The organism is Pontibacter sp. E15-1 (genome assembly GCF_022601975.1).
Classification (GTDB): Bacteria; Bacteroidota; Bacteroidia; order Cytophagales; family Hymenobacteraceae; genus Pontibacter.
Window position 1 is genome coordinate 95,409 of record NZ_JAKVIR010000017.1, and the last position, 22,548, is coordinate 117,956.

General features: G+C 55.2%; 20 protein-coding genes. 13 read left to right on the top strand and 7 right to left on the bottom strand.

Annotation, left to right across the window (positions count from 1 at the left end; translation table 11 throughout):
* Positions 1-99: 99 nt before the first annotated feature.
* On the bottom strand, positions 100-1,236 hold the full coding sequence (gene bshA / locus MKJ04_RS13280) for an N-acetyl-alpha-D-glucosaminyl L-malate synthase BshA (protein ID WP_241642136.1): 1,137 nt from the start codon (positions 1,234-1,236) through the stop codon (positions 100-102).
* Between the two features lie 71 nt (positions 1,237-1,307).
* Positions 1,308-4,211 carry a glycoside hydrolase family 3 N-terminal domain-containing protein gene (locus tag MKJ04_RS13285; RefSeq protein ID WP_241642137.1) on the bottom strand — a complete coding sequence of 968 codons (2,904 nt, stop codon included), beginning with the start codon at positions 4,209-4,211 and terminating at the stop codon, positions 1,308-1,310.
* 478 nt (positions 4,212-4,689) lie between these two features.
* On the opposite strand from MKJ04_RS13285, the gene mutL reads away from it, so the two are divergent.
* The 4 genes from mutL to MKJ04_RS13305 all read left to right on the top strand — a co-directional run bounded on the left by mutL (position 4,690) and on the right by MKJ04_RS13305 (position 8,935).
* On the top strand, positions 4,690-6,543 hold the full coding sequence (gene mutL / locus MKJ04_RS13290) for a DNA mismatch repair endonuclease MutL (protein ID WP_241642138.1): 1,854 nt from the start codon (positions 4,690-4,692) through the stop codon (positions 6,541-6,543).
* Between the two features lie 188 nt (positions 6,544-6,731).
* Positions 6,732-7,514, top strand: a complete 783-nt coding sequence (locus MKJ04_RS13295; RefSeq protein ID WP_241642139.1) for a rhomboid family intramembrane serine protease — start codon at positions 6,732-6,734, stop codon at positions 7,512-7,514.
* 6 nt (positions 7,515-7,520) lie between these two features.
* Entirely contained in the window at positions 7,521-8,432 is a 912-nt protein-coding gene (locus MKJ04_RS13300; RefSeq protein ID WP_241642140.1) for a rhomboid family protein, read from the top strand.
* Positions 8,433-8,443: 11 nt separating this feature from the next.
* The gene (locus MKJ04_RS13305) at positions 8,444-8,935 is read left to right on the top strand and encodes a hypothetical protein (RefSeq protein ID WP_241642141.1); all 492 of its coding nucleotides are present in this window, start codon (positions 8,444-8,446) and stop codon (positions 8,933-8,935) included.
* A 227-nt stretch (positions 8,936-9,162) separates the two neighbouring features.
* Here the strand turns inward: MKJ04_RS13305 and mdh are convergent, their stop codons facing one another.
* Positions 9,163-10,101 (bottom strand): malate dehydrogenase, encoded by a 939-nt coding sequence (mdh, locus tag MKJ04_RS13310; RefSeq protein WP_241642142.1) that lies wholly within the window; start codon positions 10,099-10,101, stop codon positions 9,163-9,165.
* Positions 10,102-10,290: 189 nt separating this feature from the next.
* Entirely contained in the window at positions 10,291-11,622 is a 1,332-nt protein-coding gene (gene tilS / locus MKJ04_RS13315) for a tRNA lysidine(34) synthetase TilS (protein WP_241642143.1), read from the bottom strand.
* 193 nt (positions 11,623-11,815) lie between these two features.
* Here tilS and MKJ04_RS13320 point away from each other — a divergent pair, with 193 nt between their 5' ends.
* The 9 genes from MKJ04_RS13320 (at position 11,816) to MKJ04_RS13355 (ending at position 19,972) form a co-directional block, all read left to right on the top strand.
* Positions 11,816-13,576: an OstA-like protein gene (locus tag MKJ04_RS13320; RefSeq protein ID WP_241642144.1), complete on the top strand. Its 1,761-nt coding sequence runs from the start codon at positions 11,816-11,818 to the stop codon at positions 13,574-13,576.
* 76 nt (positions 13,577-13,652) lie between these two features.
* The gene (locus MKJ04_RS13325; protein WP_241642145.1) at positions 13,653-14,477 is read left to right on the top strand and encodes an outer membrane protein assembly factor BamD; all 825 of its coding nucleotides are present in this window, start codon (positions 13,653-13,655) and stop codon (positions 14,475-14,477) included.
* 11 nt (positions 14,478-14,488) lie between these two features.
* Positions 14,489-14,818: a DNA-directed RNA polymerase subunit omega gene (locus MKJ04_RS13330; RefSeq protein WP_241642146.1), complete on the top strand. Its 330-nt coding sequence runs from the start codon at positions 14,489-14,491 to the stop codon at positions 14,816-14,818.
* A 9-nt stretch (positions 14,819-14,827) separates the two neighbouring features.
* A complete protein-coding gene (locus MKJ04_RS22870) occupies positions 14,828-15,388 on the top strand; it encodes a flavoprotein (protein ID WP_317246716.1) in 561 nt (186 codons plus the stop codon).
* Entirely contained in the window at positions 15,369-16,031 is a 663-nt protein-coding gene (gene coaBC / locus MKJ04_RS22875) for a bifunctional phosphopantothenoylcysteine decarboxylase/phosphopantothenate--cysteine ligase CoaBC (protein WP_317246717.1), read from the top strand. Before MKJ04_RS22870 ends, coaBC begins: the two co-directional genes overlap by 20 nt.
* Positions 16,024-16,929 carry a DUF4835 family protein gene (locus MKJ04_RS13340; protein ID WP_241642147.1) on the top strand — a complete coding sequence of 302 codons (906 nt, stop codon included), beginning with the start codon at positions 16,024-16,026 and terminating at the stop codon, positions 16,927-16,929. Before coaBC ends, MKJ04_RS13340 begins: the two co-directional genes overlap by 8 nt.
* Before the next feature lie 74 nt (positions 16,930-17,003).
* Positions 17,004-17,234, top strand: coding sequence for a hypothetical protein (locus MKJ04_RS13345; protein ID WP_241642148.1), 231 nt, complete (start codon positions 17,004-17,006; stop codon positions 17,232-17,234).
* A 169-nt stretch (positions 17,235-17,403) separates the two neighbouring features.
* A complete protein-coding gene (gene recN, locus MKJ04_RS13350) occupies positions 17,404-19,101 on the top strand; it encodes a DNA repair protein RecN (RefSeq protein ID WP_241642149.1) in 1,698 nt (565 codons plus the stop codon).
* 58 nt (positions 19,102-19,159) lie between these two features.
* The gene (locus tag MKJ04_RS13355; protein ID WP_241642150.1) at positions 19,160-19,972 is read left to right on the top strand and encodes an enoyl-ACP reductase; all 813 of its coding nucleotides are present in this window, start codon (positions 19,160-19,162) and stop codon (positions 19,970-19,972) included.
* A gap of 139 nt (positions 19,973-20,111) precedes the next feature.
* Here MKJ04_RS13355 and MKJ04_RS13360 read toward each other — a convergent pair whose 3' ends face one another.
* The 3 genes from MKJ04_RS13360 to MKJ04_RS13370 form a co-directional block, all read right to left on the bottom strand.
* Positions 20,112-20,507 carry a hypothetical protein gene (locus MKJ04_RS13360; protein ID WP_241642151.1) on the bottom strand — a complete coding sequence of 132 codons (396 nt, stop codon included), beginning with the start codon at positions 20,505-20,507 and terminating at the stop codon, positions 20,112-20,114.
* Between the two features lie 93 nt (positions 20,508-20,600).
* The gene (locus MKJ04_RS13365) at positions 20,601-22,100 is read right to left on the bottom strand and encodes a M28 family peptidase (RefSeq protein WP_241642152.1); all 1,500 of its coding nucleotides are present in this window, start codon (positions 22,098-22,100) and stop codon (positions 20,601-20,603) included.
* A gap of 68 nt (positions 22,101-22,168) precedes the next feature.
* On the bottom strand, positions 22,169-22,540 hold the full coding sequence (locus tag MKJ04_RS13370; protein ID WP_241642153.1) for a cupin domain-containing protein: 372 nt from the start codon (positions 22,538-22,540) through the stop codon (positions 22,169-22,171).
* Positions 22,541-22,548 lie beyond the last annotated feature (8 nt).

Consider the following 22,548-nt stretch of genomic DNA (forward strand, 5'->3'; position numbering starts at 1 on the left):
TGCAGCCTCTGGAATGAAGCAGCCAAAATAAACAAAAAAGAACCGGTAACATATAGTGCGCCGGTTCTTTTTCATCAAAAAGGGGTATAAATTATATGATTATAGCAAAGCTGGCTGCTCGTAGATTATTTTTTGGTAAAAATTCTCGTAAAGCGGCACTATTTTATTAATGTCAAAATTGGTTGCCTGGTGCAGGGCATTTGCCTTAAAGCGCGGCAGGTTCTCGTCGTCCAGAATGTAAAGCGAGTTCTTAACCATGTCGTCGATTGCGCCCACAGGGCTCGTGAATCCGGTTACGCCGTCGATATTCAGCTCGGGTATACCCCCTGCGTTGGTCGACACCACAGGCACCTCGCACGCCATGGCCTCCAGGGCAGCCAGGCCAAAGCTCTCTTTCTCGGAGGGCATCAGGAACAGGTCCGCGATAGACAGCACTTCCTCCACCGCATCCATCTTGCCCAGAAAGCGGACATCGCTGCAGATATTCAGCTCACGGCAGAGTTTCTCCATCTTGGGGCGGTCGGGGCCATCGCCCACCAAAAGCAGCTTGCTGGAGACATGCTGCCGGATCTTGGCAAAAATGCGGATCACATCATCCAGCCGCTTCACGGCCCTGAAGTTGGAGGTATGGACCACCAGCTTCTCGTTGTTCGGGCTGATGGCCATCCGGAAGTGCTCTTTTTTCTGGCGCTTGAACTTTTCGAGGTTGATGAAGTTCGGAATCACCTCAATTTCCTTCTCTATCGGGAAGTACTCATACGTCTCGGTGCGGAGGCTGTCAGAAACGGCGGTAACCCCATCAGACTGGTTGATGCTGAACGTGACCACCGGCTCAAAGGAGGCATCCTTGCCCACCAGCGTAATATCCGTTCCGTGCAGGGTGGTGATAATCGGGATGTTGATGCCCTTGGTGCGCAGAATCTGCTTGGCCATAAACGCCGCCGAGGCATGCGGGATGGCGTAGTGCACGTGCAGCAGGTCAAGCTTTTCGAACCGCACGATGTCCACCATTTTGCTGGCCAGGGCCAGCTCGTAGGGCGGGTACTGGAACAGCGGGTATGAGGGGATGTATACCTCGTGGTAAAAAAGGTTCTCGTTAAATATATCGAGGCGCGCAGGCTGGCTGTAGGTGATGAAGTGCACCTTATGGCCTTTCAGCGCCAGCGCCTTTCCGAGTTCCGTGGCCACTACACCGCTACCCCCGAAGGTTGGGTAACAAACTATACCGATTTTCATTGTGCTTGCTGAATAAAAACAAAAGTGCAGCGAACCGACGTTGCTGCACCTGCTAAACTACCAATTGAAGATTATGTTTTAGGTATGATGGCCTTATAAACGACATCATGTATGCGGGTCCTGATGTTGTAGGTTACCAGCTTGTTGTTGCCTGCGTCCGGGAAAACCCTGTTGGACAGGAAGATGTAAATGAGTTTGTTCTCGGGGTCTACCCACGCGCCCGTGCCCGTGAAACCGGTGTGCCCGAAGGTACTCATCGGGGCTAGGTCGGAGGTGGGGCCGTTGCCTTCCGGCTCCGGTTTGTCCCAGCCAATGCCGCGGCGGCTGTTCGTCGACTGCCGTCTCGAGAACTCCGTCACCACGTTGGTGTTAAAGTAATCCTGGCCGCCGTATTTCCCGTTCTGCAGGTTCATCTGCAGCAGGATGGCCAGGTCGTTGGCGTTGGAGAACAGGCCCGCGTGGCCGGCCACGCCGCCCAGCATGGCTGCCCCCTGGTCGTGCACGCTGCCCCAAATCAGGTTGTGCCGGAAATAGCGGTCGTCCTCTGTCGGCGCAATCACGTCGCGGGAGTGCTTGAGCAACGGCTTGTAGGTCATGGTGCTCAGGCCCAGCGGGGCGTAAAAGTTCTGGTCCATAAACTCGTCGAGCGGCTGGTTCAGCATCTTTTCGGCCACGCGCTTCAGCACGTAGAAATCAAGGTCGCTGTACTTATAGTCATACCCCTTTCCGCTCTTGCTGCGCGGCAGCATTTTCGATTTTACGGTCCAGGTCCACAGCGAGTCCTCCATCGTTTTGATGGAATAGAAGCCCGGTATTACCTCGTTGGGGTATGAGTCGGTCCGGATGCTGGCGTAGTACATCTGCTTTGTCTGCATAGTGGCCAGCGTCTTTTGCCAGTGCGGCAACACGGGCAGCAGGCCCGCCTGGTGCGTCAGCACGTCGCGCATCAGGATGCCCTCCTTGTTGGTGCCCCTAAGCTCCGGCAGATAAGCCGACACCTTGGCATCGAGGCTTATTTTGCCCTGGTCTTTCAGGAACATGATGGCCTGCAGCGTGGCCGCCACCTTGGTAATCGAGGCCACGTCGTACACGGTGTTGTTGGTCACGGGCTTTTCCTTTTCGTAGGTATAGTGGCCATACGACTTGTCGAAGATCACGGTACCGTCTTTCACCACCAGCACCTGGGCACCTGGGGTGGCGGCGTAGGCAATGGCCTCTAGGGCGATGTTGTCTATCTGCTTCAGCACCTGCGAGTCCATACCCACGCTTTCGGGTGCCCCGTACTTCAGGCGGCCAATGGCCGGGGTAGTGAGGCCCATACCGGATTTGATGCTGGTAGAGGCGGTTACCGGCAGCTTGCCTCCCGCCGCACGGGCTCCGAACAGCATTTGCGGCACCAGTTCCTGTGCCACCGGGTTGTCTTCGTAGCCGCACACCAGCCATTTGCTTTTGTCAAAAAATTTGAGGCTGTAGGCGTTGCCCATCACCACCACCACCACCTTTTTGTTGGTGCGCTCCTGTAGGTACTGGATAAAGGCCCGCGTGCCCACGCCAATCCCAAAATCCTTGGTAGGCGTGAAGTTCATGTTGTGGATGCTCACTACCACCAGGTCGTTGTCCTTTAGTTTGGTGATGACCTTAGTGAACGCGGAGTCCGGGGCGAAGCGGTCCGGGATGCTGAATTTGCTGATGGGGGCGTAGTTGCCGAGCGTTTCCTGGAACACGTTGCCGGCCGGGGCACCAATGGCCACCGAGGCGATGCTCAAGGTGTCGAGGTTGCGGAAAGGGAGGAGGTTGCCCTGGTTGCGGACCACGGTTACAGAGTGCTCATATAGTTGCTCCTGCACCACATTGCTGAGGGGCCTGTCGATCTCCTGCTCCAAATTGGTTAAAGACACCGGCTTATAGTAGTTGAGCCCGGCCCAGTACTTGGCGTGCAGGATTTTGCGCACCCGCTGGTCTACCTCTTCCTGCTTCAGTTGCCCCGCCGCAATGGCGCCTTTAATGTAGTTCACGGCTGTAGGCACATCCTCCGGGAAAAGCAGCACGTCGTTGCCGGCAAGCAGGGCCTTCAGGTCCACCTCGCCGGGCTTGTAGTAGCTGCTCACGCCTTTCATGTTCAGGGCATCGGTAAAAATCAGCCCCCTATACTTCATCTTGTCTTTTAGCAGGCCTGTGACCAGGGCAGGCGAAAGGGTTGAGGCCAGATTGCGCGTGGTATCAATGCTGGGCATGTATAAATGCGCCACCATCACGCCCATCACGCCGGCTTCGAAGGACTTCTTGAAGGGGTATAGCTCGACATCGGTCAGGCGCTTCACGTTGTGCGAGACAATGGGCAGCGCGTAATGCGAGTCGGTGTCGGTGTCGCCGTGGCCGGGGAAGTGCTTGGCCACCGCAATCACGCCGTGGTCCTGCAGGCCCCGGATGTAGGCGACGCCGCGGCGCGTCACTTCTTCCTTCGACTCCCCGAACGAGCGGCTGCCGATCACAGGGTTGGCGGGGTTCACGTTCACGTCCATCACGGGCGAGAAACTCACGTTCACGCCCAGGCGCTTCATCTTCAGGGCAATCTCACGGCCCATCAGGTAAATGTACTTGTCGTCGTCGAGGGCGCCCAGCGTCATCTGGCGGGCGAAGTGCATGCTGCTGTCCAGGCGCATGTCCAGGCCCCACTCGGCATCCATGGCAATAAGCAGGGGCACCTTCGCCCCGTGCTGGAAGCGGTTGGTGAGCACTGCCTGCCGCACCGGTCCGCCCTGCATAAACATCAGCCCCCCGATGCCGTAGCGGTCTACCAGCGCGTCTATCCTCCGGAAGTGCTTTTCGTCTTTGTTGGAATAGGCGGCCACCATAAACAGCTGGCCGATGCGCTGCTCCGGCGAAAGGGTGGTCATCACGCTATCAACCCAACTTCTCTCTTTCGCATTCACGACCACTTCCTCCGATGACTTTAAAGACATCAATGGCCCCATGCAGAGAAAAATAAGTGTCAACAACCCCAAACTAAAACCCTTCAACATTCTATACTGCTGTTATATAATTGGAACAAGTCAAAATTAAGCCTAATTTTGCAAAAGGCGGTTCAGAAAGCAGACTAATTTCAGCAGTGACGCCGTAGTTTCTTTCGATCGGACATAACCGGGAAACGAAGCCTGCTGCTGCCTGCCTGCAAGCGGGTGTGGCCCCAAGTGTAGCCTAAACGTGCTAACGCCACCCGCCCCGTACCGACGCATGCTTCTCCAGCTTTGGTTTGGCCAAGGGAAAAGCGCCTGTTGTCGGATGTTTTCCAACCCCACCTGAAAATCGGTCTGTAAATTAATAATAAATTTGATTCTGAATAAGTTCTGTTTTACATATTTAGTGAGTGCAAAAATGCAGCCGGGAACTCCTGAAACGGCTGGTTGTGAGTAAAAAAAATCTATATATAAATAAAGGACTAAAAAAAGCCGGATGCCTGACATCATACACTTACTGCCCGACTTCCTGGCCAACCAGATTGCCGCTGGCGAGGTAGTGCAGCGCCCCGCCTCAGTGGTGAAGGAACTGCTCGAAAACGCCGTTGATGCAGGGGCCTCCAGTGTCCAGGTGATTGTGAAGGAGGCGGGCAAGCAACTGGTGCAGGTGGTAGACAACGGCAGCGGCATGTCGGAGACAGACGCCCGCATGTGCTTCGAGCGGCACGCCACTTCCAAAATCAGTTCCACCGAAGACCTGTTCCGCATCCGGACGATGGGCTTCCGGGGCGAGGCCATGGCCTCCATCGGGGCGGTGGCGCAGGTAGAACTCAAGACCAAGACCCACCACGCCGACACGGGCACAAAGCTGCTGGTGGAGGGCTCGGGGATTGTGCTGCAGGAGCCGGTGGCGGTTTCGCCCGGCACGTCCATCGCGGTGAAGAACCTGTTCTACAACGTGCCCGCCCGCCGCAACTTCCTGAAGAGCAACGCCGTGGAGATGCGCCATATCCTGGATGAGTTTCAGCGGGTGGCGCTGGCCTACCCCGAGGTGGCTTTCACGCTGCACCACAACGATACCGAGGTGTTCAACCTGGTGCCCGGCAAGCTGAGCCAGCGCATCGTCAGCATCTTCGGGAGCAACTACAAGGAGCAGATGGCCTATTGCGAGGAGGATACCACTTTCCTGACGGTGAAGGGCTACATCGGCAAGCCGGAGCACGCCAGAAAGGCGCGCGGCGAGCAGTTTTTCTTCGTGAACAACCGCTTTGTGAAGAGCGGCTACCTGAACCACGCCGTGATGACCGCCTTCGAGGGCTTGGTACCTAAAGAAAACTACCCCTTTTACGTGCTGTTTATTGAGCTGGAGCCCGGCAAGATCGACATAAACGTGCACCCCACCAAAACCGAGATTAAGTTCGAGGACGAGAAAACGGTGTATGCCATTGTGCACGCCGCCGTCCGGAAGGCGCTCGGCACCTATAACATTGCCCCGTCCCTTGACTTTGAGGGCGACGTGAACTTTGCCCCGCTGCAGCCCATCCGGGTGCAGGGCGGCTACAATGAGTTTGACCCCGACAGCAAAGCCCGGGGCGATAGCGGCAGCGCCTTTCCGGGGTTCTCGCCGCCCGCCACGTCGCGCAGGGCCACCTCCAAAGGCTGGGAGCAGCTGTACGAACCCCTGCGGGAGCAGCCAATGGCAGAGAGCCATACCACCTCCGCCAGCTCAGGCATGGGCCTGCTCGACGATGTGTTCGCGGCGACGGATGTGCCCGCGGCCTCATCTAACAAAGCCATCCAGATTCACCAGAAGTACCTGTTGGTGCAGGTCAAGTCCGGGGTGATGATCATCGACCAGCAGGCGGCGCAGGAGCGCATCCTGTATGAGAAATACAGCGCCTCGCTCCAGAAGAAGACCGGGGCCTCGCAGGCGCTGCTCTTCCCGCAGACGCTGCAGCTCTCGCCAGCCGACGCCGCGCTGATGCATGAGCTGGCGGCAGAGTTCAAGGACATGGGCTTTTTGTTTGAGGACTTCGGCGGCAACGCCATCATCCTGAACGGTATACCGGCCGATGTGCATGCGGCCAATGAAAAAGAGCTGCTGGAGGAATTGATAGAGCAGTATAAAAACAATCTGGCCACCCTGAAGCTTGATAAGCGGGAGAACCTGGCCCGAGCCATGGCCCGGCGCATGGCCTCGCGGTCGCTGTCGCGCATGTCGGACCTGGAGATGAATTCTCTCGTAGACAAGCTTTTTGCGTGCCAAGTGCCCAACTATGCGCCGGGAGGGCAGAAAACGCTTGTGATCATGGAGCTTAGCCAGCTGCACGATCTGTTTCAGAAAGGCTGAGTGTGGTTGCTTGTCAAATTTTTGCATTGGGGCATGCTATTGACAGCAGCAAAAGGCGGCTCGGGCGGTAGAGGCGTAGTATGCCTGTTTTGGTCAGCTTTTTAGTGTTCGCTCCTGAATCTATATATAACCTAAGTACCGGCTTCAGATAATAAGGAAGGCCGGATTTTCTTTAAATATAAAATCGCATGTTCAATATCACCCCCATGGTCCGGAATCTCCTGATCATCAACGTGGTTATCTTTTTATTGCAAAATAGTGGCATCGTCAGCATGGAGGACTTTGCGCTGCATTACTTCGGCTCAGATTATTTCAAGCCGGTGCAGCTGTTCTCGCACATGTTCATGCACGGCAGCTGGGGGCACTTGTTCAGCAACATGTTCAGCTTGTTCATCTTCGGGCCGATGCTGGAGCGCTTCTGGGGGCCGCAGCGCCTGCTGGCGTTTTACCTCATCACGGGACTTGGGGCGAGTTTGCTCTACTCGGGTGTGCGGGCCTATGAGCTGAATGGCCTGGAGGAGGAAACGGCGACCTATATAGAAAACCCCAGCCCGGTTGCCTTTAACAACTATATGGATGAGCACTACGGGCCAGGCGCCGGCCGGGAGCTTGCCGTGGCCTACCTGCGCAACCCCGAAAACCCGGATTACATAGAGGCCAGCCGCGAGATGGTGACCAAGGTATACCGTGCCGTGTACAACAGTCCGTTAGTGGGTGCCTCCGGGGCAATTTTTGCGATACTTATGGCATTTGGCATGCTCTTTCCTAACTTAGAGCTAATGCTGCTTTTCCTGCCTGTGCCCATCAAGGCCAAGTACTTCGTGCTGTTTTACGGCGCGTATGAATTATACTCGGGCTTCAACCGGACACCCGGCGATAACGTAGCACACTTTGCGCACCTTGGAGGCATGCTGTTCGCGTATATACTGGTAAAAATGTGGCAGCGGAAAGACTATCAGGATAACTTTTAGAGCATAATGAGCATCATCGAAGACATAAAGTACGCCTTCCGGCAGCCCAACAACACGTTGAAACAGCTTATCCTGATCAACATCATTGTGTTTGTGGCGCTGATCTTAACGCGCACCATCTTGTACTTAACAGGCGCCTCGGGTATATATGCCCTCATCATGCAGTACATGGCGCTCAACTCATACCCTACTACCTTTATCACCCGGCCCTGGACGCTGATCACGTATTTCTTCACCCACGAGGGCTTTCTGCACATCATCTTTAACATGCTGAACCTTTACTGGTTCGGGCAGCTAGTGCGCGAGTACCTGGGCGAGAAAAAGCTGCTGAGCTTATACATACTGGGCGGTATCACGGGTGGGGTGCTCTACCTGCTGAGCTATAACTTTATACCCTATTTTGCGGATCGCGCCGCCTTCTCGATGATGATCGGCGCTTCAGCCAGTGTGCTGGCCATTGTGGTGGGGGCCGCCACGCTGCTGCCCAACTTCGCCTTCAACCTCATCCTGATCGGGCCGATCCGAATCAAGTACATCGCCGCGTTTCTGGTACTGCTCTCTATCTCGGGGGCCGTGGGCGACAATGCGGGCGGCAACATCGCGCACATCGGCGGCGCGGTTCTGGGTTGGGTCTACATCAAGCAGTTGCAGCGCGGCACCGACCTGGGGCGCCCCATACATGCCATCCTCGACTTCTTCACAAACCTGTTCAAGCGCAGGCCCCATCTGAAAGTGACACACCGCCGCCCGGGGGGCGCTCCGTCTATGCCAAGAGCAAACGGGGCATCCAATGGTGCAAGCGGCAAGCCCGACCAAAGCGAGATCGACCGCATTCTGGACAAGATTTCCAGCTCCGGGTATGAGAGCCTCTCAAAAGAGGAGAAACAAAAGCTATTTCAGGCGAGTCAGAAAGACTAAACACACACAAGATGGTTGTTTTCCGGAACACACCCGAGGAGTGGCAACGACTGGATTGGATGATTCTGCAGAACGGGTATGCCTGCCTGTACCTGCGCAAAGAGTTTCTGCTGCTCGACATTGCCTGGTTTCGGGGAGAGCGCTACCGAGTGATTGAGTTTGACTGCACTGCCTGGGCAGGTGAGCAAGCGTTGCGCACAGACGTGGCGCAGAGGCTGCGGTTACAGGAAAGCGGCAGTTTTAAGGAACTGGGCGACAGGCTGAAAGAAGCGGATATCACCGGAAAGGGCCTGGTGCTGGTGCTGCACCACCTCGACGCAGTGGAGAAAGAGCTCGGGCAGGAACTGCTCGATGTACTGGCCAGGGCCGCGCAATGGCACCTGCTGCTGGGCGAGCGCCTCCTGACCCTGGCCCAAGTGGATGACCTCAAGATGGTCTACAAACCCGTGGGCGCAAGGCCCGTCCTCTGGAACCCCCATGAGTGGCTGGATGTGCCAGGATAAACTAAAAGGACACAAGTATCTCAGTAAAAGGACACAAGTATCAAGACATAAGACACAAGACTTTACCGGTTTAAGCACATAATTTAGAAAAATTAGGTGCTACTTTAAATGTGTGGATATAGTCAACTGATGCTGTCATTATACTTAGGCTCAGGAATATATAAAAGCAGAAGCGGCGCTCCCGAAAGAGAGCGCCGCTTCTGCTTTTATATATGGAATCCGGGGATTTAGGCTTTGGCAGACATGTTGTCCAGCGCGTCCATCACTTCTTTCACGTGGCCGCGGGATGTCTCCAGCAGTTGCTTCTCCTCGTCGTTGAGTTGCAGCTCGATCACTTTCTCGATACCGTTCTTGCCCAGGATTACCGGCACGCCCAGGTATACCCCGTCAATGCCGTACTCGCCTTCCAGCTTCACGCAAACCGGGAACACACGGCGCTGGTCGCGCACGATGGCCTCCACCATTTGTGCCGCTGCAGCACCCGGTGCATACCAGGCAGAAGTGCCCATCAGTTTCACCAGCTCGCCGCCGCCAGACTTGGTGCGCTCGATAATGGCGTTCAGTTTGTCTTCAGCAATCAGCTCAGTTACAGGTATACCGCCCACCGTGGTGTAACGCGGAAGTGGCACCATGGTATCGCCGTGGCCGCCCATCAGCACCGCCTGGATGTCTTTCGGAGACACGTTCAGCTCCTCTGCCAGGAATGCGCGGTAGCGCCCCGTGTCCAGGATGCCAGCCATACCCATCACGCGGTTGCGTGGGAACTTGGAGGTCATATGCGCGGCGTAGGTCATCACATCCAGCGGGTTAGAAACCACGATGATGATCGTGTTCGGTGAATATTTTACGATGTTCTCGGTTACAGACTTCACGATGCCCGCATTGGTAGAGATCAGGTCGTCGCGGGTCATGCCGGGCTTGCGCGGCAAGCCGGAAGTAATCACCACCACGTCAGAGTCGGCGGTGCGGGAATAGTCGTTGGTGACACCCACCGTGCGGGTATCATATAAGTTGATCGGTGCTTTCTGCCAGATATCAAGCGCCTTGCCCTCAGCAAAACCTTCTTTAATATCCACTAAAACTACTTCGTTCGCGATTTCGCGGTAAGCCAGCACATCGGCGCATGTTGCGCCCACGTTGCCTGCTCCAACTACAGTTACTTTCATTTCGGATATGCTTTAATTTGGTTTGAGATTCTGTTACTTGCAGTAAATTTATAAAGTTATTCCATTAATTGCGCTTTTCGCCCGAAGTATCGGTTTCGTAGCACGACTTTCGAGAAACACGACACACGACACACGTATCACGACTATTATCGTGTGTCGTGTGTCGAGATACGTGTGTCGTGCTACGAATTAAGCATTCCGCTGCATCGTAATTTCCATCACCCGCTCGGTCTTGTCGGTTACTTTAAAGCGGTTGTCGGGGCGGTGGCCCACCACCCAGGCGATAGACTGCTCCGACACGAGCACCAGTACTTGGGGCTTCAGGTTGGCTGGCACTTTCTTGTCGATAAGTAAATCGCTGATTTTTTTCTTGCCGTTCATACCCAATGGCACAAACCAGTCGCCTTCCTGCCAGGTGCGCAGCTTCAGCGGGAACTTCAGCTGGTCTGCGTCGAGGGCTGCCACGTGCGGTTTGGTGTTCAGTTCATAGCTGGCCGCATCCACGTACCGGATCACGAAGGAGGCGTTGCCCGCTTTGGCACTGGTGTCGCCGTCGTGTATGCTGACGCTGCCGAAACTGCTCATGTTTCGGGGCGTGATAACGAGTTGCTCGCGGTCCTTCACCAGGGTATGGGTAGGGGAGTCGAACTGCTTGCCCGAGATACCGTCCAGCGCCTCTGCCAGTTCCAGCACCACGGTATAGCTGAAGTTGTAGGGCCGCAGCAGCTCGTGCAGCACCACAGGCAGGCCGATGGCATTTTGCAGGGGCACCAGCGAGATGTACACGGCGTCCTCGGCCTCCTTTATGCTTTGCGCCCGCAGGTTATCTATATAACTCGCCACAATGGCCTCGGCATGGCTCACGCGTTCTGCCGTGTGCTGCATGGTCTCCTCCAGGCTCGGGTTGATCTCTTTCAGGACGGGTATAACCTCGTGCCGGATCTTGTTGCGCTGGTACTTGGTGGTTTCGTTCGAGCTGTCCTCGCGCCAGACGATCTTCTCCGACGTCACGAAATCATAGATATCGTCTTTAGTGATGGAGAGCAGCGGGCGGATGATGTGGCCGTTCTTCGGCGGGATGCCGTGTAGCCCCGCAATGCCGGTGCCCTTGGTCAGGTGCAGCAATATGGTCTCGGTTGTGTCGTTGCTATGGTGGGCCGTGGCGATATAGTCATACCCTTCCTGCTGGCGCACGGCCTCGAACCACTGGTAGCGCAGGGTGCGGGCAGCCATCTGCGTCGAGAGTTTCTCCTGCCCGGCAAAGGCGCGCGTGTTAAAGTTCTCGGTATAAAACGGCACGTTATACTTCTTGGCCAGCTTTTTGACGAACAGTTGGTCGGCCTCGGCCTCCTCGGCGCGCAACCCGAAATTGCAGTGGGCCACCGCGAAATCGTATTTAAGCTGGTGCAGCACCTCGCAGAGCACGGTAGAGTCGATGCCGCCGCTCACGGCAGCCAGTATTCTGCTCTCCGGCTGGCAGAGGCTGTGGGAGTGTATATAAGCTGAAACTTTCTGTAGCATAAGGCAGCGGCTGGTAATTTTTTTCTAATTTTGACAGTTACAATCAGACACAAGATATTAGACACAAGACACAAGACAAGTGGTAAAACCTGAGTGTGCGAGTATTTCCGCAGGTTTTAAAAAGGGCAGGCAATGTGCTCTTTCTTTACAAAATCTTATGTCTTGCGTCCTGTGTCTTGAATCCATATACTAAATGAAGCTCACAAAACTACTGTTTTCTATTGTCTTTACCCTGCTTGGGTTTGCGGTTTTCGCGCAGGAGCGGCCAGCGCAGCCGCCCAAGCCAAAACTGCAGCAAGCGCCCCAGCCGCCCAAGCCAAAGGTGGAGCAACGGCAGCAGCCTACATTGCCGCAAGGGCAGTCAGACAAGGTGCAGCTCCTGCCGGGCACCGACTCGCTGGTGGGCGGTGTCTTTAACGGGCAGCGGATCGACAAGCTATACGGCAAGGTGCAGTTCAAGCAGAAAGATACTACGCTCTCTGCCGACTCGGTATACCGCTACAAGGAAACTGATTTGCTGGAGGCCTTCGGCAATGTGCGCATCAACCAGGCCGACACCGTGACCATTACAGGCAACCACGCCATATACGACGGCAACAAGCGAACCTCTAAAATAACCGGCAACGTGGTGATGCGGGACCCGCGCATGACCCTGACCACGCCCAGCCTGGACTATGACCTGAATGCAAAAACGGCGGTATACACCGAGGGCGGCGTGATCGTGGACCCGGAGAACCGCCTGCAAAGCCGCATCGGCTCCTACGACGTGACCTCCAAGATGTATACCTTCCAGCAGAATGTGCGCGTCACCACCAAAGACTACAACATCACCTCCGAAAACATGCGGTACAACACCCTGAGCAAGGTGGTATACTTCCAGGGCCCCACCATCATTAAAGGGCAGCAGGGCGATCTGTACGCGGAGGAGGGCATCTACAACACGCTCACCAAAATCTCCAACTTTGGCCGCAACGCCTACATCCTGACCAAAGAATACCGGCTGGGCGGCGACAAGCTATTCTATGACCAGAACAAAGGGTATGGCTACGCCGAGAAGAACGTAACGCTGCGCTCGCTGAAGGACGACGTGACCATACGTGGCCAGGTGGGCCGCTACTGGCGCGACAGGGGCGAAGCGAAGGTGTATGGCGGCCGCGCCCTGATGGAAACCAAGCTGGACAAAGACACCCTGTTTATGGCGGCAGACACGCTGTACTCCCGCGAGGCCAAGGCACCCGGTTCCGCCAGCATGGTGTTTGCCTACCCCAACGTCCGGATTTACAAGTCGGATTTGCAGGGGAAGGCCGACTCGCTGAGCTATAACCGCACCGACTCGGTGATGCACCTGAATGTGCAGCCGGTGCTGTGGAGCGACAACAGCCAGATGGAGTCCGACACGATCCACATCGAGTTGCGCAACAAGACCATCGACAAGATGTACCTCTACAGCAATGCCTTCATCGCGACGCAAGACACGCTGAAGAACCACAATCAGGTGAAGGGCCGCGACATGACCGCCTTTTTCCAGAGCGGCGACCTGCGGCGCGTGGATGTGAATGGCAACAGCGAAAGCCTGTACTATGCCTTGCAGGGCGATACGATCCTGACTGGTATGAACAAGGCCATTTGCAGCGACATGGTGCTGAAGTTCGCGGAAAATAAATTGAAGACGATTGCGTTTCTGATGCAGCCCGATGCCAGTTTTATACCCCCCCACGAGCTGAAGGAGGAGGAGAAGCAGTTGGAGGGGTTTGCCTGGATGGAAGAGCTGCGGCCCACGCGGGAGCAGGTGCTGAGCCAAAAGCCCTTGCCCGCCGCCACGCCGCCGGCACCGAAGGTGAAGGCCGCCCCGGCCACAACCGCCGAGGTCCGGAAAAAGCCAGCCCCAGCGAAAGAGGAGGCTGCCCCAAGCCCCAAAAAGCCCAAAAGGGGCTTCCTGAAAAATAAAAATTAAGCTATGCGGCGGATAAAGCCGTGTTTGCCATTTCATTTTTGTAAATCATACGGATATTCTATAATTTTGCCTGTTCATGAATAAAGGCTTTTTACATACCGCAGTACTCTTCTGCCTGTTGCTGCTTGCCAGTGGCTGTAGCAACTTCCAGAAGCTTCTGAAGAGCAACGACGTAACCAAGAAATACGAGGCAGCGCTCAAGTATTACGAGAACGAGGAGTACTACCGTTCCTCGCAGCTCCTGGACCAGATCGCGCCATTGCTGGCAGGTACAGACAAAGCCGAGAACGCCCAGTTTATCCAGGCCCAGGCACATTACAAGCAGGGGAACTACATCCTGAGCGATGCGTATTTCCGGACGTTCTTCACCACGTATCCGCGCAGCCCCTTTGCTGAGGAGGCCACCTACATGCAGGCGAAGTCGCTGTACCAGCAGTCGCCCAGCTACGAGGAAGACCAGACCCCGACCATCACGGCTATTCAGGCCTTTGAGGAGTTTGTGACCCGCTACCCGGCCAGCGCGTATGTGGAGGAGGCGAACAAAACCATCGAGGAGCTGTATGTAAAGCTGGACAAGAAAGAGTTTAACCAGGCCCGTTTATACTACCAGCTGCGCTACTGGCGCTCGGCGGTGGTGGCGTTCAATAATTTCCAGCGCGAGCACGCCTCTTCCCCGTATAGCGAGGAAGCTGCTTTCCTGAAACTGGAGTCGCAGTACCGGTTTGCGATGGAAAGTGTGCTGAACAAGCAGGAAGAGCGCTTTGACCAGGCCATCGACTATTTCCAGAGCTTCGTGGACCAATACCCGGAAAGTCGGTATAAGCGCGATGCAGAGCAGTTTTATGACCAGACACGGAACGAGCTGGCGCGAATCAGAAAAAACAACAAAGAGAATTCATAAAGAATACACATATGGCAATAGTTTCATCATCTATCGTTACCCGCAACATGGCCGACTTTGCAGAGCAAACCGGCAACGTGTATAAGTCTGTGGCAGTAATCTCTAAAAGAGCCAACCAGATTTCAGTGAAGCTGAAAGAAGAGTTGAACTCCAAACTGGCGGAGTTCGCCACTACCGTCGACAACCTGGAGGAAGTGTTCGAGAACCGCGAGCAGATCGAGATATCCAAGTACTATGAGCGCCTGCCAAAGCCCACTAACCTGGCCATTGAGGAGTTCCTGGAAGAGAAGGTTTACGTAAGAACGCCGGACGAAGAGACGCAGGAGGAGACCTCCCTGTAAGGCAGGCGAATGCTGCAGGGCAAAAAAATCATATTGGGAGTTTGCGGGAGCATCGCAGCCTACAAGGCGGCCGTGCTGGTTCGTTTACTCGTTAAAGCGGAAGCAGAAGTTCAGGTGATCCTGACTACTTCTGCTTCTGCTTTTATTACCCCGCTCACGTTAGCCACACTCTCCAGGCGGCCCGTGCTCACCGATTTTGTGCGGGATCAGACCGGCGTGTGGAACAACCACGTGGACATGGGCCTGTGGGCCGATGCCCTCGTGATTGCCCCGGCCAGCGCGAACACGGCGGCCAAAATCGCCAACGGCCTCTGCGACAACCTGCTGGCGGCCACATACCTGTCGGCTCGCTGCCCTGTGTTTGTGGCCCCTGCCATGGACCTGGATATGTACCAGCATCCGGCGGTGCAGAGCAACTTCACGAAGCTGCGGGGGTATGGCAACCGCATCATCGAGGCGGGCTACGGCGAACTGGCCAGCGGACTGGTGGGCCAGGGGCGCATGGCCGAGCCCGAGGAAATAGTACAGGCACTTCAGAACTTCTTCAGCGGTGACGGAAAGATCGTTTAAAGGCAAGACCGTACTCCTGACGGCGGGGCCCACGCACGAGCCGATTGACCCGGTTCGTTTTATCGGCAATCACTCGACCGGTAAAATGGGGTATGCGCTGGCCGAGTGCTTCGCTGCCCACGGAGCCTCGGTGCAACTGGTGTCCGGGCCTACCAACCTACAGGCACAACACCCCAACATCACGGTAACGCACGTCACCACCGCCGACGAAATGTATGCGGCCGTGCTTGAGCTGGTGGACGCTGCCGACATCCTGGTGTTTGCCGCCGCCGTGGCCGACTACAAGCCGAAAGCGGCCGCCGCCAGAAAAATCAAAAAATCCGGGAACGAGCTGACGATTGAACTGGTTAAGAACGTTGATATAGCAGCGGCCCTGGGCCAGCGCAAAAAGGCGGGGCAGTTCTCGGTGGGCTTTGCCCTCGAAACGCACGACGAAAGTGCCAACGCCCTGGAAAAGCTGCAAAAGAAGAACCTGGACATGATCGTGCTGAACTCCCTGAACGATCCGGGGGCTGGCTTCAGGCACGACACCAACAAGATCACCATACTGGAGCAACACGCGACGACGGCTTTCGACTTGAAGAAGAAGACAGCGGTGGCGCAGGATATCATCAACTTAATCTGGGACCGAGTACATGGCTAAGAACGTATTTGTATTGCTGCTGCTGCTTTGCACGGCCTGGGTGGCCAGGGCGCAGGAACTGCAGTGCGATGTGGTGGTGAACAGCGATCAAGTACAGTACACGGACCGGCAGCTGTTCGCGGACATGCAGAACAGCATCTACGAGTTTATGAACAACCGCCGTTGGAGCGAGCAGCCCTACCGCCCCGACGAGCGCATCAAGTGCCGTATCCTCATCAACCTGACGGACATGCCCGAGATCGGCACCTTTCAGGCAAACGTGCAGGTGGTGTCGGTGCGGCCAGCCTACGGAACCGCCTACGAGTCCACGCTCTTCTCTTTTATCGACAAAGACTGGACCTTCCGCTACACCACGGCGCAGCCCCTCGATTTCGCCGAGAACAACTATACCTCCAACCTTTCCTCCATGCTGGCCTTTTATGCCTACATGATTGTGGGGATGGACAACGACAGCTTTGGCCGTTTGGGCGGGGCCCCGTCGTTCGACAAGGCAAGGGGCATCCTGAACATTGCCGCGTCGCAGGGCGCGGGCTATCCGGGCTGGAAGGCGTTTGACGGGAACCGGAACCGCTATTGGCTGATCGACAACCTCCAGGACCCACAGTTTATACCCTACCGCGAGGGCATCTACAACATGCACCGCCTGGGGCTGGACCGTATGGCGGAGAACCCGGAAGAAGCGCGCGGCACTGTGCTTACCTTCTTAGAGAGTCTGCAACGCCTGCAGCGCCAGAAACCCAACGCCGCTATCCTGCGCGCGTTCTTCGATGCGAAGGCAGACGAGCTGACGAACATGTTCAAGACTGCAGCCCCGGCGCAGAAGCAGCAGGCCTTCACGATCTTGACGCAGGTAGACCCCACCAACAACACCAAGTACAACGTTTTGCTAAAACGCTAATTTTTTTAGAATCCCGCTAAATCGGCGTATCTTCACGCCCCCGGCAGCGAGGCCGGATTTATACCTATATGCTCATGGGCAAGCGGCAGAAACGCATCTTCAGAAAAGACATTGAGGCGCACACATCAGAGTTGCTCGAGCGGCAAACAGTGCAGGTGGTGCTGCGCAGCAGAGTGGTTATGCAGGGCCATCTCCTGCACCTGACAGCCGAAGAGCTCCAATTGCAGGACCAGCGCTTCAGCAAGCATACCATGCCGCTTGATGACGTGGAAGAAATAATCTATGACTTCGAGGCGCCTTATTAGCATCTTGAAGCATGGTTGTGCCAAGCCGCAGGATTTCAATGATAGCATCGTGTATCCTGTGTCGTGCAACTTGCGTCGCTTTTCTTACTTTATATTTCAACAGAATTTTCGAACTTTAGCATAGGCCAAAAGTCTTGTGCCTTATGTCTATAGTCTTGTGTCTTAGTATATGCTGGTAGATCTTAGAATAAAAAATTACGCCCTGATCGAGAAGCTGGAGATGAACCCATCGCCGGTGCTCAATATCATCACAGGCGAGACAGGCGCGGGGAAGTCCATCATGCTGGGGGCGATTGGCCTGCTGCTGGGCAACCGCGCCGACTCCAAACTCCTTTTCAAGCAGGACGAAAAGTGCGTGATTGAGGGCGTGTTCGACATATCGAGCTATAACCTCAAGGAGCTTTTCGTGAAAGAGGACCTCGACTATGATGACCAGTGTATCCTGCGCCGCGAGATCAGCCCCAGCGGGAAGAGCCGTGCTTTTGTGAACGACACGCCCGTGACGCTGGACGTGATCCGGAAGATAGGGGAGAACCTGATGGACGTGCACTCGCAGCACGACACCCTGCAACTCGGCGACACCAGCTACCAGCTCAACATCCTGGACATATATGCCGGAAACACGGCCGCCATGGGCAACACCACTTTTGATGTATACGCGGGCAATTTATCATACCTGCGCAAGTACAACGAGGCGTATCGCCAGTATAAAAAATTGCAAACCGATTTCAGGAAGCTGACCGACCAACTGGCGCAGGCCCAGAAAGAGCATGACTACCACGCTTTTCTGCTGAACGAGCTCGATGAGGCGGGCCTGCAGGAAAAGGAGCAGGAAGAGCTGGAGGAGGAGCTGAAACAGCTGGAAAACGCCGAGGACATCAAACTGAAGCTGACGCAGGCGGTGCAAAGCCTCACCGAGTCGGAGTTTAACATTACCTCAGCCCTGAAAGACACGGTGCATCTCATCGGGCAGCTGGCGCAATTCTCGGCGAAGTATGATGAGCTGCGCACCCGTACCGAGAGCTGCATGATCGAGCTGAACGACATTGCCGGGGAACTGGAGGATGCCGAGCGCAACACCGAGGCTAATCCGGAGCGAACCATCGAGGTGCAGGAGCGGCTGAACCTGATTTATACCCTGCAGCGCAAGCACCAGGTGCAAACCAATACCGAATTGCTGAGCATAAAGCGCGAACTGGAGGACAAGGTGGGCAGCGTCCTGAACCTGGACACAGCCATTGCCAACACCGAGAAGGCCATGAAAAAAGCCGAGCAGGATGTGAAAGAGAAAGCCGCTGTGCTGTCGGAGCGCCGCCGCGCCTCCTTCGATACCTTCGAGCAGGAGCTTTATGTGCTAGTGGCGGATTTGGGGATGCCAAACGCCCGCATCGTGATCCAGCACAACGAAGTGGAGCCAACGCCAACGGGCACCGACGATATCAACATCCTATTCAGCGCCAACAAAGGCGCACAGCCGCAAACGCTTATTAAGGCCGCATCGGGTGGTGAGTTCTCGCGCCTGATGCTGAGTATCAAGTATATGCTGGCCGATAAAACCGCACTCCCGACCATCGTGTTTGATGAGATCGACACGGGTATATCCGGGGAGGTGGCCGTGAAAGTGGGCAAGATGATGCAGCAAATGGCGCAGAAGCACCAGATTATCGCCATCTCGCACCTGCCGCAGATTGCCGCGCAGGGCAACTCGCATTACTTTGTGTATAAAGAGGACACCGCCGAGCGCACCATCAGCCGGGTGCGCAAACTGAACGAGGAAGAGCGGGTGAACGAAATCGCGCACATGATTGCAGGGGCCAACCCAAGCGCCAACGCCTATCAAAGTGCGAAAGAGTTGCTTTCACTGTAAGGAGATATTGCTATATTGCTGCCTTAATTGCGGTAAATCATAAAAACATATAGAAGACATGTCCTATAACCTGCTAAAAGGAAAGAAAGGAATCATTTTTGGCGCCCTCGACGAAAAGTCGATTGCCTGGAAGGTAGCCAAGCGCGCCCATGAGGAAGGCGCTGAGTTCGTGCTGACAAACGCCCCGCTTGCCATGCGTATGGGTGAGATCAAGAAGCTGGCAGAGGAGTGCAACGCAGAGATCGTACCGGCGGATGCAACGTCTGTGGAAGACCTGGAGAACCTGTTTACCAAGTCGCAGGAGATACTGGGCGGCAAGATCGACTTCGTGCTGCACTCAATAGGTATGAGCCCGAACATCCGCAAAGGAAAGTCTTACGGCGACCTGAACTACGACTGGTTCCTGAAGACGCTGGACGTGTCTGCGCTCTCTTTCCATAAGCTGATGCAGGTGGCTGAGAAGCAGGATGCCCTGAATGAGTGGTCATCTATCGTGGCCCTGTCCTACATCGCGGCACAGCGCGTGTTCCCTGATTATACCGATATGTCGCAAGCGAAGGCAGTGCTGGAGTCGATTGCCCGTAACTACGGCTACCGCTTAGGCAAACTGAAGAACGTGCGCGTAAACACCATTTCCCAGTCGCCGACCAAAACAACTGCCGGTACGGGTGTGGGCGGTTTCGACGTGTTCTATGACTATGCTGATAAAATGTCGCCGCTTGGCAACGCGTCCGCTGAGGCCTGCGCCGATTATACCATCTCCCTGTTCTCTGACCTGACCAAAATGGTGACGATGCAGAACCTGATGCACGACGGTGGCTTCAGCAGCATGGGCATCTCCGAAGATATCATCAACTCGATGCAGAAGTAATTCGGTCTACTGAGTTCATAATAGGAAAGGGCCTCTGCTACTACAACAGAGGCCCTTTCCTATTATATCGGGTTAGGCTATGAGGTGGCGAAGCTACCTTGTAGGTTGTGTTGGGAGATGTAATTTTCGTGCCAACGTTCTAATCTTTAAATCTCCACAATCTACGGATTCCATCCTCGTTGGAAGTTACTAAAGAATCTTTGTCCGCTTTTATTACTCTTGTTTTAAAAAAGGAAACACCATCTTCAATGTAAATTAGAGTATCATTTCTGAATTCATATTTCAAGTATTCGAATGCGTCCACAAACAGTATTGAGTCTTCCTCGATACTAAAGCTTGCGTTTTCAGATTCTCCTGAAGTCCATATACCTTTTATATCCTCTTCAGTATATAATGGCTGAATACCTGAGTACATTGACTCAACTGCTGGTGAAGAAGTGCCATCTTGATGTTGGACAACAGATTCTTCCTCAGTTTCTTTTACAATACAGCTTATCAAAAACAACACAAAGAAGATGGTGTGTATTTTCTTCATATCTTAATTCTTATACCTCCCAACATGTGGTTATGCTTGTCCTCCCTCACCGGGGCTTGAGAGCACAAACTGTTCATTTCTATTCAGCAATATCTATCGTTCCAGTTTAGCGTTGGGATCTACGGTAGGGCGCTCAGGCGTTTCTGAAACGGTCCAGCCCGTGGCATACATCCAGCGGGTCATTCTGGTCAGTTTCTCCAGGTCTATTCGCTCTGCCTCATCGCGGGGGGTATGGTAATCGGGGTGCAGGAGCGTGGTGAAGAATATGGCTGGGATACCCGCCTGGGCGTAAGGCAAATGGTCGCTGCGGAAGTACCAGTTCTCCGGGTGGCTTGCCTCGTCCCAGGAAGTATCGATGCTGAAATTGGTGTGCTGCTTGTTTGCCTGCAGGGCCATGTCCACTAACTCGTTGGAGTTGCGGTGTGGCGGTATGGAACCCAGCAGGGCGGCAGAGTCCGGGGCGTTGCGCCCGATCATGTCGCCGTTCAGCACCGCTACAATGCTGCTCTTGTCCACGGTGGGGTGCTCCACGAACCAACGGGAACCAAACAGGCCGCGTTCTTCCGCGCCATGCCACACAAACAAAGCCGAGCGCTTGCCGGGATTCTTCACCCAACTGCGCCCGATGGCCAACAGGGCCACTGTTACAGAAGCATTGTCGTCGGCACCGTTATAAATAGAATCGCCGTCTACGGGAGCACCGATACCGTCGTGGTCGTGGTGGCCGCTGAAGAGCACATACTCTTCTTTTAAATTAGGATCGGAGCCGGGAGCTTTGGCCACCACATTCATCGACGGGTAGGTATAGGTGTCTACTCTGATGTCGGTGGTGAGTTTTGCGCCCGCTTGTTGCAGGCTCGGCGCGATGGAAGCGTGCGCCAGCAACACCGGAGCGCTGTTGTTTTGCCGTCTGGCATCACTCTCCAGCGCATAGGTGCCTTCCTCAAACACGTGGCCCATAAAGCCAAAGTCACCCTCGGTTTTCGGATCTGTTACCAGCAGGATAGCAGCCGCCTTTTGGTTTTTAAGGGCGTTACTTTGCTGTCGTAAGGCCGATGCCACATACCTATAGTTCCAGAGGCTCATGCCTGCGGCCGGCAAAGGTTCTGGCGCCTGCAACAGCATCGCGATTACTTTGCCTTTTAGGTTGTGCTTCGCGGTATCGGCCAACGAGTTTAGCCATACCACCGGGGCGTCGAGGCGAGTTTCAGCGGGGTTGGTAACCCATACCTGCTGCCAGAGTTTGGCCGGCTTTTGGTTGATGCTGATCGTGCTGTTGTCGGCAACCCGCATGCGACTGATAGGAAAGAACTGGAAGTAGGTGCCGTCCTCTCCGGCAGGCTCCAGGCCAGCGTTGCGGGCCTGTTCCGCCACCCAGGCCGCTGCCCGCAGCTCATCAACGGTACCGGCCCGCTTGCCGCGCATCGCATCACTGGATAATTCAAAAAGGTCCTTGCGCAGTTCTTCCTGGCTGATCGAGGCAAGCTGTAGCTCGTGCTGGCTGGGTGCCTCTAAAGCGGTGCTGGCAGGAGTTTGGGTACAGGCACCCGCCGTGAGGGCAGTGCCGAGAAGTAGCATAGAGATTTGTTTCATACAGCGTTCAGTGAGTATGGTTCAGTGGGTATGGTTGGGATTCATGTTTGCTTTGGTTTGAAAAGAGATTAATCTTCCTCCCGATGCACGGTGCTAATATCGAAGGCCGGGATGCAGACAGACCAGTACTCGGCCTCCTCATCAAACGGGTTGGCGTAGCGCACGCGGGCCCCCGCCTTGATCAGTAGCGACTCTCCGGCTTTCACCTCCACCTCCTCGCCGTCTATCTCGATCAGCTTGCGGCCCCGCGTCACGATGGTGATCTCGTCGAACTCCGGTTTCTGGTGCGGCTCGCCCCAATGCGGCGGTGCCACCATGTGTGCCACACTAAACCCACCGGTTCGAGTGGATGCGTGGCCGAAGTGCTCTTCAATCAGTTTCCCGTCGGTGGTGGGCACCCGGAAAGGCTTAGTCTGCTTAAAATATTTTTTCTCGTTCATAGTAGTCA